The 10,536-nt window shown below is 63.0% G+C and carries 10 protein-coding genes; 4 read left to right on the top strand and 6 right to left on the bottom strand.

What is annotated here, in order from left to right; genetic code table 11:
• The 5 genes from EN781_RS14695 to EN781_RS14675 form a co-directional block, all read right to left on the bottom strand.
• Window positions 1–1,447, bottom strand: a 1,447-nt coding sequence (locus EN781_RS14695; protein WP_189347576.1) for an ABC transporter ATP-binding protein, incomplete at its 3' end; no start/stop codon positions are given.
• Window positions 1,448–1,656: 209 nt separating this feature from the next.
• Window positions 1,657–2,634 carry a quinone oxidoreductase gene (locus tag EN781_RS14690; RefSeq protein WP_126054540.1) on the bottom strand — a complete coding sequence of 326 codons (978 nt, stop codon included), beginning with the start codon at window positions 2,632–2,634 and terminating at the stop codon, window positions 1,657–1,659.
• A gap of 52 nt (window positions 2,635–2,686) precedes the next feature.
• Complete coding sequence (gene pcsA / locus EN781_RS14685) at window positions 2,687–3,517, bottom strand: phosphatidylcholine synthase (protein WP_126054539.1); 831 nt, start codon at window positions 3,515–3,517, stop codon at window positions 2,687–2,689.
• Window positions 3,514–4,128 (bottom strand): DUF1326 domain-containing protein, encoded by a 615-nt coding sequence (locus EN781_RS14680; RefSeq protein WP_126054538.1) that lies wholly within the window; start codon window positions 4,126–4,128, stop codon window positions 3,514–3,516. The genes pcsA and EN781_RS14680 overlap by 4 nt, the downstream gene beginning before the upstream one ends.
• Before the next feature lie 15 nt (window positions 4,129–4,143).
• The gene (locus EN781_RS14675; protein WP_126054537.1) at window positions 4,144–5,040 is read right to left on the bottom strand and encodes a DUF2182 domain-containing protein; all 897 of its coding nucleotides are present in this window, start codon (window positions 5,038–5,040) and stop codon (window positions 4,144–4,146) included.
• Window positions 5,041–5,142: 102 nt separating this feature from the next.
• Between EN781_RS14675 and EN781_RS14670 the strand changes: the two genes are divergently transcribed.
• Window positions 5,143–6,354: a UbiH/UbiF family hydroxylase gene (locus tag EN781_RS14670; protein ID WP_127400089.1), complete on the top strand. Its 1,212-nt coding sequence runs from the start codon at window positions 5,143–5,145 to the stop codon at window positions 6,352–6,354.
• 222 nt (window positions 6,355–6,576) lie between these two features.
• Window positions 6,577–6,900, top strand: a complete 324-nt coding sequence (hspQ, locus tag EN781_RS14665) for a heat shock protein HspQ (RefSeq protein ID WP_128346819.1) — start codon at window positions 6,577–6,579, stop codon at window positions 6,898–6,900.
• 69 nt (window positions 6,901–6,969) lie between these two features.
• Here the strand turns inward: hspQ and EN781_RS14660 are convergent, their stop codons facing one another.
• Window positions 6,970–7,596: an invasion associated locus B family protein gene (locus EN781_RS14660; protein WP_126054534.1), complete on the bottom strand. Its 627-nt coding sequence runs from the start codon at window positions 7,594–7,596 to the stop codon at window positions 6,970–6,972.
• Between the two features lie 279 nt (window positions 7,597–7,875).
• Here EN781_RS14660 and EN781_RS14655 point away from each other — a divergent pair, with 279 nt between their 5' ends.
• Window positions 7,876–9,696 carry an extracellular solute-binding protein gene (locus tag EN781_RS14655; RefSeq protein WP_126054533.1) on the top strand — a complete coding sequence of 607 codons (1,821 nt, stop codon included), beginning with the start codon at window positions 7,876–7,878 and terminating at the stop codon, window positions 9,694–9,696.
• Window positions 9,697–9,719: 23 nt separating this feature from the next.
• On the top strand, window positions 9,720–10,403 hold the full coding sequence (locus EN781_RS14650; RefSeq protein WP_126054532.1) for a DsbA family protein: 684 nt from the start codon (window positions 9,720–9,722) through the stop codon (window positions 10,401–10,403).
• Window positions 10,404–10,536 lie beyond the last annotated feature (133 nt).

Here is a 10,536-nt window from a genome sequence, read left to right as displayed (position 1 = left end):
CATCCGAGATCTCGAACAACTCGTCGAGGTCCTGGCTGATGACCAGCACCGCCGAGCCGCTGCGTGCCAGTTCGATCAGCGCCTGGCGGATGTGGGCCGCGGCACCGGCATCGACCCCCCAGGTCGGCTGGTTGACCACCATGACGCTCGGCTTGCGGTCGAGTTCGCGGCCGACGATGAATTTCTGTAAGTTGCCGCCGGACAATGCCGCGGCTTCCGGATCGGGCGCGCTCTTGCGAACGTCCATCACCTCGATGATACGCTGGGAAGCAGCGTAGATGGCGGCGCTCTTGACCATGCCGCCAGAGCCGACAAAGGCCTTGCCGTCGGTGGCGTGGCGCGACAGTAGCAGGTTTTCCGAGAGCTTCATGCGCGGCGCGGCACCATGGCCAAGCCGCTCCTCCGGCACGAAGGCCGCGCCCATCAGCCGCCTGCCGGTGATGGTGAGGCCGCCGGCGTCCTTGCCGCGGATGCGCACCGAGCCGGCATCCGGCTGCATCGCCTCGCCGGAGACGGATTCGAAGAATTCGCCCTGGCCATTGCCGGCGACGCCGGCGATGCCGATCACCTCGCCGGCGCGCACGGTGAGGTTGATGTTCCTCAGCGGGATCGAGAACGGCGTCGCCGGCTTGCGGGTCAGCGCGCGGATCTCGAGCAGCGCCGGCGCCATCTCGATGCCTTCGGCCGGCGCGCGCACCACCGCCTTGACCTCGGTGCCAACCATCATGCGGGCGAGCGAGGCGGCGGTCTCCTGGCGCGGGTTGCAATGGCCGACCACCTTGCCGTGGCGCAGCACCGTGGCGCGGTCGCAGATACGTTTGACCTCTTCCAGCCGGTGCGAGATGTAGAGGATCGACTTGCCTTCCGAGCGCAGCCTTTCCAGCGTCTCGAACAGCTTGTCGGCTTCCTGCGGCGTCAGCACCGATGTCGGTTCGTCGAGGATGATCAGCTGCGGTGTCTGCAGCAGGCAGCGGATGATCTCGATGCGCTGGCGTTCGCCGACCGAGAGGTCGCCGACCAGCGATTCAGGATCGAGCGGCAGGCCGTAGCTGTAGGAGAGCGCCCTCGCCTTGGCGGCGATGCTGCTGATCGGCGAGCCGTCATCCAGCGACAGCGCGATGTTCTCCGCCGCGGTCAACGCCTCGAAGAGCGAGAAATGCTGGAACACCATGCCGATGCCGAGCTTCTTGGCGGCGCCCGGGTTGGTGATCCGGACTGGCTGGCCGTCCCAGAAGATCTCACCCGAATTCGGCTCCAGCGAACCGAATAGCATCTTGACCAGCGTCGACTTGCCAGCGCCGTTCTCGCCGAGCAGGGCGTGGATCTCGCCCTTGGCGATGTTGAGGTCGATATGGTTACACGCCGTCAGCGTGCCGAAAATCTTGGTCAGCCCACGAACTTCAAGCAGATTCGCGCTGTCGTGATTTGCACTCACAGTGCCTCCCATCTGGTTGCCAGATATGTTCTGTGTTCCCGCAAGCATCGTATGCGCTGCCGGCTGTTGGCGGAAAGCGGCACGCGACTTGAAAGAGCTTCAAGAATTTCAGCGGAAACTCAAGCGGTAAAAAAGTACCTTGCAAAGCCGGTGAAAGTGGATGGCCGGCTTTGCCAACTATCAATGCTTTCCACCGCGGCAAGCCGCCAGGAACGGCGGCATCAGGGGATCAGAACGGTGGTGCCTGTCGTGCGCCTTCCCTCGAGATCGGAGTGTGCCTTGCCGGCGTCCTTCAACTGGTAGCGCTGGTTGATCTTGATCTCGACCGCACCGCTCTGCACGACGCCGAACAGGGCCTCGGCCGACGCCACGAGGTCTTCGCGCCTGGCGTTGTAGACGAACAGCGTCGGCCTTGTGGCGTATAGCGAGCCCTTCTGCGCCAGGAGCGACATAGAGAAGGGCGGGATCGGCCCGGAGGACTGGCCGAAGCTGACGAACATGCCGAGCGGCTTCAGGCAGTCGAGCGAACCGGGGAACGTATCGTTGCCGACGGAATCGTAGACGACATCGCACTTTTTGCCGCCGGTTATGGCGGCGACACCGGCGACGAAATCGTGCTCCTTGTAGTTGATGACATGGTCGAAGCCGTGCGCCTTGGCGAGCTCGATCTTGTCCGCGGAGCTTGCCGTGCCGATGACCGTGGCGCCGAGATGCTTGGCCCACTGTCCGAGGATCAGGCCGACGCCGCCGGCCGCCGCATGGAACAGGATAGTGTCGCCCGCCTTCACCTTGAAGGTGCGGCGCAAAAGATACTCGGCCGTCATGCCTTTCAGCATCATCCCCGCCGCCTGCTCGTCGCCGATGCCATCGGGCACCTTCACCACACGGTCGGCGGCGATGACCCGCTGCTCGGCATAGGCGCCGACATTGACGGCATAGGCGATGCGGTCGCCGGCCTTCAGCCAGTCGACGTCGGCGCCGACCGACAGCACCACGCCGGCCGCCTCGCCGCCGGGGATCAGCGGAAAGCCGCCGGGCGGAGGATAGAGGCCCGAGCGATGATAGACATCGATGAAATTGAGGCCGATCGCGGTGTGCCTGATCAGGACCTGCCCGGCCCCGGGCTGGCCCGGATCGGCATCCTCATAGGTCAGTACTTCCGGGCCGCCATGGGCGTGGATGCGGATCGCTTTGGGCATTGGGCAGTCTCTCTTGGGATCAAGCCGTCTTGGGAACCGGCTTTCGCAGGAATCAGTCTTTTCCGGCGCCCGGCTTGGCGCCGAGCTTTGGAAAGACCTGCATGATACCGCCGATGCAGGCGAGGTAAAGTCCGGTCACGGTGATACCGACCTTGGTGAAGACGCTGACCTGCTCGCCCAGCACGCCGATCTGGTCGTAGAAGGCGGCGAGTGCCGCCTGCGCCAGTGCCAGCGCACCGAAGGCACACCACAGCAGCGTCATGCCGAGATTGACCGGCCTCAGCCGCACCACGCGAACCGGATGAATGAAGTTGATCGGCACGAAGGTGAGGATGCCGGCGACCACCACCACGGCGAAGGAAACCCATTGCCCCGGCTCGATGACGAAGAGCGTGAACACCACCATGTTCCAGACGACCGGGAAGCCCTTGAAGAAATTCTCCTTCGTCTTCATGCCGGTGTCGGCATAGTAGATCGCGCTGGAGACCACGATGATCGCCGCCGACAGGAACGACAGCTTTTCGCCCATGAAGCCGCGCTGATAGAGCGCGAAGGCCGGGATGAGCACATAGGTCACGTAGTCGATGATGTTGTCGAGAAGTTCGCCCGACCATGTCGGCAGAATCTCCTTGACCTCAAGTTTCCTGGCGATCGGACCATCGATGCCGTCGACGAACAGCGCCAGCCCCAGCCACCAGAACATCGCCGTCCAGCGTTGCTCGCTCGCCGCGACCAGCGACAGGAAGGCCAGGAACGAGCCGGAAGCAGTCAGAAGGTGAACCGAGAACGCACGCGCCTGCGGCCACGTCACCTTCTTCTTCGGTCGCGGAATCCGGTCGGCGATTTTCTTGGCGGCTTTCCTCGCCGCAGTGTTCTTGCTCACGGGCCCCGCCAGTCCAGCTTGCAGATCTCGGCCGAACGGCCGGCAAAGTTCCAGTTGCGGCCGAAGGCGCGCATCTTGCTCTTGTCGGACTTCGCCACGATGATTTCCGGCGCGATCCAGTATTCGGAGTTGCTGATCACCGTATCCTTTTCGCGGTCCTTGCCGGGGATCGGCGTCACCGCCCCGTCGATGATCTTCGGTATCTGGAAGATACGCGTCTTGTCACGCGTCTCATAGGTGATCGGCACCTGCTCGACGCCGAGGAATTTTCCAACCAGGATGGCAAGCAACGCGGTGGTGCCGCCCGCCTTGCCGGTGAAGATCCTGGTGAGCGCCTTGACCGCGTGGATGGAGGCGCGCTTATCGATGAACAGCCCGGCTGTCCAGTTGCCGCGGCTCATATAGCCAGGGATCTCCATCACAAGGCCAAGATTGAGGCCGGAGAGGTCGACGTCACCGGAATGGCCGGCGTCGATGCGGAATCCGGCCCAGGTCTGGCAATAGCCCTCGGTCGGCGGATGGCTTCCGAGCGACAGTACGCAAGGGCAAAAAACCGTGCAATTGCAGGAGAGTACGAGCTCTCCCTTCATTGCCCAGCCTTGGTCTTTCATCGAATTCTCTCCCCCTCACGCCGAAACTAATAGCAGGGCGGCACCCCAGACAAGCAGTATCGCACCGACACTCCGGCTTGCCATCCTGCCGCTGGTCTGTTTTTCGATCAGGGTGAACAGGCCGATCAACGCCATCCAGAAGATGTTCATCGCGCCCACGGCGAACATCACCAGCATCAGCGCCCAGCAGCAGCCCAGGCACCACAGGCCCTGTTCCATGCCGAGATGGAAGATGCGGCCAGGTTTCGCGCTCCAGTTTGCGAACAAGGTCGAGAACGGGTTCCGGCATTTCGTCAGGCAGGCTTCTTTCAGGCCGCTGAACTGGTAGAGGCCCGCGACCAGCAAGGCCGCTGCTCCGGCGATGCCAACGACCGGATCGAGCAATTGCCCGGACGAGGCGAAGGCGTGGACGCCGAGCGTCAGCGCCGCAAACAGCGCCGAGCCAGCCAGCCACATGCAGAGATAGCCCGCGACCAGGACCAGCGGGTGAACGACCGGCTCGCCCCTGATGCGAGCGGTGTCCGCGATCTCGCAATAGATGCGGATCATCGGCGCGGCGGACGGCAGCATCGTCGCCACGGCCATCAGGAACCACATCAGGATAAGCGCCGGCGCCTGCGCGCCGATTGCGCCGGCAAGCGGCGCCGGCGCCAGGCAAAGCGCGAAAAAGCGATCGACGAAATCCGGCAGCGGCGGCGGCGGCAGGTATTTCAACATGAAATCGCCCGGGGCCGATGCGCCCGCAACCCGGCCTTCGGCACCGCGGATCGCCATGACGCCAAGCGTTAGCCACGCCAGGATGACCGCCGCACCAACCATCATGGCCACCACCAGCCGGGGGTTGCGCGCGACGTCCGCGGTGGCGCGGCCGGCCCGGTCGAGATGGCGGAAGTCGTTGTCCTGGCCGGTCATGGACCCGAAATGGGCTGAATCGCCGCGTTGATCAAGCCGTACACTCCGGCCTATACCGCATTGGCGGCCAATTGGGCCTGCATTGCGATCTGGATACCGGATTTGGATCATCAGAAGACAGCGCGGATATTGGTCGCCGGCAGCGGTCCGGCCGGGCTGATCGCGGCGCTTGGGTTTGCCGAGGCCGGCTTTGCGGTGACGCTGGCGGGCCCGGCAGCCAATGGCCAGGATGGCCGCACCACCGCGCTCATGAACCCCGCCTTGAAAGTTCTCGAGCGGCTGGGCGTTCTCGCGGAACTCAAGCCAAAGGCCGCACCACTGAAGGTGATGCGCATCGTCGACGCGACAAGGCGGCTGGTCCGCAGCCCGACGGTCACTTTCCGCGCCACGGAAATCGGCGAAGAGCAGTTCGGCTTGAACCTGCCGAACAATGTGCTTGTTCCCGCCCTTGCCAGGGCGGTTGCCGCGCATGCGGGCATAGAACGGCGGAAATCGATGGTCGAGAGCTGGCGCCTCGACGCCGCCCATGCCCATGCCGTGCTCGCCGATGGCAGCGAGATTTCCGCCTCGCTGGCGGTCGCCGCCGACGGGCGCCTGTCGCCGGCGCGCGAAGCGGCGGGCATTGCCGCCTCGGTGCGGTCCTATCCACAGGCGGCGCTGGTTCTCAATTTCAGCCACCGCAGCGACCACGCTTTCACCTCGACCGAATTCCACACCGAGACAGGCCCGTTCACGCAGGTTCCCCTGCCCGGCAACCGTTCCAGTCTTGTCTGGGTGGTGAAGCCGGAGACGGCGACGGAACTGGCGGCGCTCGACGACGCGACGCTTTCGCAACGCGTCGAAGAGCAGATGCAGTCGATGCTGGGGCGCGTCACCGTCGAACCCGGCAGGCAGGTCTATCCGCTATCGGCCGCCTCGCCGGGCCGCTTTGCGCAAAATCGCGTTGCGCTGGTCGGCGAGGCCGCGCACGTATTCCCGCCGATCGGCGCGCAAGGCCTCAATCTCGGCATCAGGGATATCGACGATCTGATTGGAATCGCCAGCGAAAATAGCTCCGACCCGGGATCGGAGAAGTGCCTTGCGACCTACGATACCAGGCGGCGGCCCGACATCTTGGCCCGCAGCAGCGCGGTCAATTTGCTGAACAGGTCCTTGCTCTCCGACATGCTGCCGGCGCAGCTGGCGCGCAGCGCCGGCCTTGGCGTGCTCGGCAGCTTCGCGCCGCTGCGCGCCTTTTTCATGCGAGAGGGGCTCAGGCCCGGCAGCGGCTTCCAGGCTCTTGCCGGCGGTTTGCGGAAGCAGTCCCCGCGGTAGCTTCCCCAGACCTTTCCGCAGCGAGCCCGAAACCCTCGGCTCCGCCAGTTCGTTGGCTGCTACTGGAGCGGTGCTTTGGCATTGAATTGACGCGGCGTCTGCGCCAAATAGGCACCAACCGAAAGTCGGGGTCGATTTTTGGCGGCGCAGCGCGTAAATTCAAGATCTTAGGCGCCTTTGCGCGGTCACGGACGGCGCCCTGGAACCTGAGTGGTGAGTGCGATGAAAACGGCCAAATTCTCGATCGGACAAGTGGTTCGCCATCGGCTGTTTCCGTTCCGCGGCGTCATCTTCGACGTCGACCCGCAATTCGCCAACACCGAGGAATGGTACGAGGCGATCCCGGCAGACGTGAGGCCGCGCAAGGACCAGCCCTTCTACCATCTTCTCGCCGAGAATTCGGAAACGGAATACATCGCCTACGTCTCCGAGCAGAACCTGCTCGAGGACAAGTCGGGCGAACCGGTTCGACACCCGCAGATTGGCGAGATGTTCGACAAGCGGCCGGACGGCCGCTACGAGCCGAAACGCCAGTCGCGGCATTGACACAAAAAAGCGGGGCCAAAGCCCCGCTTTTTTTCGAAACCAGAAGACTCCCGCAGGAGTCCTGGGCGATCAGTTGGCGGTCTTCGCCTTGTCCTGCTCTTCCTTGAGCTTCTTGGCGAAGTCCTGGTTGTTCTTGGCCACGAAGTCCTTCAGCTTCTTCTGCCGGTCCTCGATATCCGACTGCTGCAGCGGCGGGCCGTCGTAGGCGCCGCTGAAACCGGTCAGCGCGACCTTGATCGGGTTCGGCTGGTTCTGGAAATTGACCGAGGTAAGCGTGATTGCCTGGCCCTTCTTGAAGGAAGCGACGAGCTGATCGGTCAGCGGCACTTCGGCCACGCAGCGGTCGGGGAAGCAGATCACATAGTCAAGCTTCTGCGCCTTGCCGGTGTCGATCTGCAGGCCGATGCCGGGAGGGACCAGACGGCCGGTCGGGACCGTGACCTGGAACACCTTGCGGTTCACCTTGCCCTTCAGCTCGATCAGGCTGATGCCGGTGACGAGTTGGCCATTGCCGGCGGTGACGATGTTCTGGACATTGCAGATGTCGACATCTTCCTGCTTGGTGCAGGCCTTGAACCAGCCCTGCGGAATCTGCTGCTGCTGCGCGGAGGCAGCCGGAAGTTCAGCGCCCAGAAAGCCGATCACGCCTGCGGCCAAGACCGAAAGGCGGTACGCGTTGCTGTTCAGGCTCGTCATATGGTGTACTTCCTCTCAATGATCCCGGGACCGGCTTATTCGCGCCGCGTGGTCCAGCTACCTGTTGCCGAAATGAGGCAACAGCATGACTTCGGAGCGCGTGTTACACTGCCAGCTCCGGCGAATCCAGCCCGTAGGCTGCAATTCTTGGCGCAGCCCGCCGGCGTCGAAGCCTTAGGAAACCTCGTTCGAATTCCCGACGCAGCGGCGATTCAATCGCCGCGTGAAATGCTCTAGGGTGCATTCCGAATCATCAAGCCGCCTGGCAAGGAGTCGGTCATGGGCCGCGTTCTCGTTTGGCTGATAGCCGCGACCTCGTTTCTGACCCTTTCGCCTGGACCGGTGCAGTCGGAGCCGAAGCACGCCATCGCCATGCAGGGCGAGCCGGCGCTGCCGGCCGGCTATACGCATTTCAACTACGCCAATCCCGATGCGCCGAAGGGCGGCAGCATCACCTATTGTGTGGTCGGCAGCTTCGACAATCTCAACCCGTTCATCCTGAAAAGCCTGCGCACCACGGCGCGCGGCATGCTGGATCTCACCTACGGCAACCTCGTCTTCGAACCGCTGATGCAGCGCAATTACGACGAGGCTTTCAGCCTCTATGGCCTGCTTGCCGACAGCGCAGACATGGATCCGGAGCGCAAGTCGATCGAATTCCATCTCAACCCGAACGCAAAATGGTCGGACGGCCAGCCGGTGACGCCGGAGGACGTGCTGTTCACTTACGATGTCTTCACCGACAAGGGCCGCCCGCCCTACAGCGTTCGCATGAGCATGATCGCCAAGCTGGAAAAGACCGGCGAGCACAGCGTGAAATTCACCTTCAACGACAAGGCTAATCGCGAGACCCCGCTGATCATCGCGTTGACACCGATCATCCCCAGGCACGCTTTTGACAGGGATACCTTCGACAAGACGACACTGAAGCCTTTGATCGGCAGCGGACCCTACACGGTGGACAAGGTGCAACCTGGCCAACGCATCGTCTTCAAGCGCAATCCCGACTACTGGGGCAAGGACCTCCCTTCGAAACGCGGCTTCGACAATTACGACCAGATCACCATCGAGTATTTCCTGAATGACAATGCCAAGACGGAAGCTTTCAAGAAAGGCATCTGCGCCGTCGACGACCAAAGCGATCCGGTCAAGCGTGAGCGCGATCTCGATTTTCCCGCTTTCCATCGTGGCGAAGTGATCGCCGAAACCTTCGACACCGGCATACCGCCTGTCGTGACCGGATTCCTGTTCAACACAAGGCTGGAGAAGTTTTCCAACCCAGTCGTGCGGCGCGCGCTAGGGATGCTCTACGACTTCGAATGGGCGAACAAGAACCTGTTCGGCGGCAAGTACACGCGCACCATGAGCTACTGGCAGAATTCCGAGCTATCCGCGCTCGGTCATCCGGCCGGAGACAGAGAGAAGGCGCTGCTCGCGCCCTACCCCGGCCGCGTGCCGGCCGATGTCATGGAAGGCACCTGGAGGCCGCCGGTGAATGATGGCACGGGCCAGGATCGCAAGGTGCTGAAGGCGGCATTCGATTTACTGAAGAGCGAAGGCTATGCCGTCAAGGACGGGGTTCTGCTGGACCCCAAGGGAAATCCCTTCGGCTTCGAAATCCTAACCGCCTCGCAGGACGAGGAGCGTTTTGCCACTATCTATCAGCGCACGCTGCAGAAGATCGGCATCGCTGTGACCATCCGCAGCCTCGAGGCCGACCAAATCCAGTCGCGCAAACAGCGCTTCGATTTCGAGGTGCTGATCGGTTCGAGCGGGTTCAGCAACTCGCTGTCCCCCGGCATCGAGCAGACCTTTCGCTGGGGCTCTTCGGAAGCCAAAAGGGAAGGCTCCTTCAATCTGGCCGGCGTTGCCGATCCCGCGATAGACGCAGCAATGGATGCGATGCTGAAGGCGCGAACCAAGGAAGACTATGTCGCCGCCGTTCGCGTCCTCGACCGGTTGCTGATCTCAGGCAACTACATGGTGCCGATGCAATACAACACGCAGCAGTGGCTCGCCTACTGGAACTACCTGGAACATCCGCAAAAGACCCCCATATTCGGTTATCAGCTGCCGGTCTGGTGGCGAAAGCCCAACTGACCCTCCCGAAACAGGAGACGACAATGACCGCCGAGAACTCGATCACCGTCGATGTCGTGTCCGATGTCGTCTGTCCGTGGTGCTTCATCGGTCAGAAACGGCTCGACAAGGCGATCGCCATGGCCGGCGACATCGAGGTGCATGTGCGCTGGCGGCCGTTCCAGCTCGATCCGACCATCCCGCCCGGAGGCATGGATCGCCGCCAATACATGATCGCCAAGTTCGGCAGCGAGGAGCGCATCCGCCAGATCCATGCCCGGATCGAACCGCTGGGCGAGGCTGAAGGCATCCATTTTGCCTTCGGCGCCATCAAGGTGGCGGCCAACACGCTGGACGCGCACCGAGTCATCCGCTGGGCGGGAACCGCCGGCGAGGCGGTGCAGAACCGGCTGGTGCGCCGGCTGTTCCAGCTCAACTTCGAGGAAGGCGCCAATCTTGGCGATCACGCCGTGCTGACCGCAGCCGCCCGCGAAGCCGGCATGGACGCCTCCGTGGTCGAGACGCTGCTGCCGACCGATGCCGATGTCGATCAGGTGCGCACCGAAATCGCCACGGCCTCGCGCATGGGCATCACCGGCGTCCCCTGCTTCCTGCTCGAAGGCAAATACGCGGTCATGGGCGCGCAGGACGCCGACACGCTCGCCGACGCCATCCGCCAGGTCGCTGCGGCCAAGGCGCGAGGCGAGCTGGAAATGGCGGCGGGCTGAAGCAATTCCAGGCAAAGTGAAATGGTTAGGCTCGGCGACTTCGCCGTAGCCGTCCGTCCGGAATTGCGCGAACCAAAGAGATAGGGCGGTTCAGCGTTTCATGAAACGATGGAACTTGCCCGCTCCCCTACTT

It is taken from the genome of Mesorhizobium sp. M4A.F.Ca.ET.090.04.2.1 (genome assembly GCF_003999085.1).
Classification (GTDB): Bacteria; Pseudomonadota; Alphaproteobacteria; order Rhizobiales; family Rhizobiaceae; genus Mesorhizobium.
Note: the sequence above shows the minus strand (reverse complement) of the source record. Positions and strands in the feature narration are given on the sequence as shown.

What these genes read in the sequence shown, in the direction of transcription:
- EN781_RS14690 (WP_126054540.1), bottom strand. Translation starts at nt 2,634, where the DNA reads ATGCCCAAAGCGATCCGCATCCACGCCCATGGCGGCCCGGAAGTACTG.
- EN781_RS14680 (WP_126054538.1), bottom strand. Translation starts at nt 4,128, where the DNA reads ATGAAAGACCAAGGCTGGGCAATGAAGGGAGAGCTCGTACTCTCCTGC.
- EN781_RS14675 (WP_126054537.1), bottom strand. Translation starts at nt 5,040, where the DNA reads ATGACCGGCCAGGACAACGACTTCCGCCATCTCGACCGGGCCGGCCGC.
- hspQ (WP_128346819.1), top strand. Translation starts at nt 6,577, where the DNA reads ATGAAAACGGCCAAATTCTCGATCGGACAAGTGGTTCGCCATCGGCTG.
- EN781_RS14660 (WP_126054534.1), bottom strand. Translation starts at nt 7,596, where the DNA reads ATGACGAGCCTGAACAGCAACGCGTACCGCCTTTCGGTCTTGGCCGCA.
- EN781_RS14655 (WP_126054533.1), top strand. Translation starts at nt 7,876, where the DNA reads ATGGGCCGCGTTCTCGTTTGGCTGATAGCCGCGACCTCGTTTCTGACC.
- EN781_RS14650 (WP_126054532.1), top strand. Translation starts at nt 9,720, where the DNA reads ATGACCGCCGAGAACTCGATCACCGTCGATGTCGTGTCCGATGTCGTC.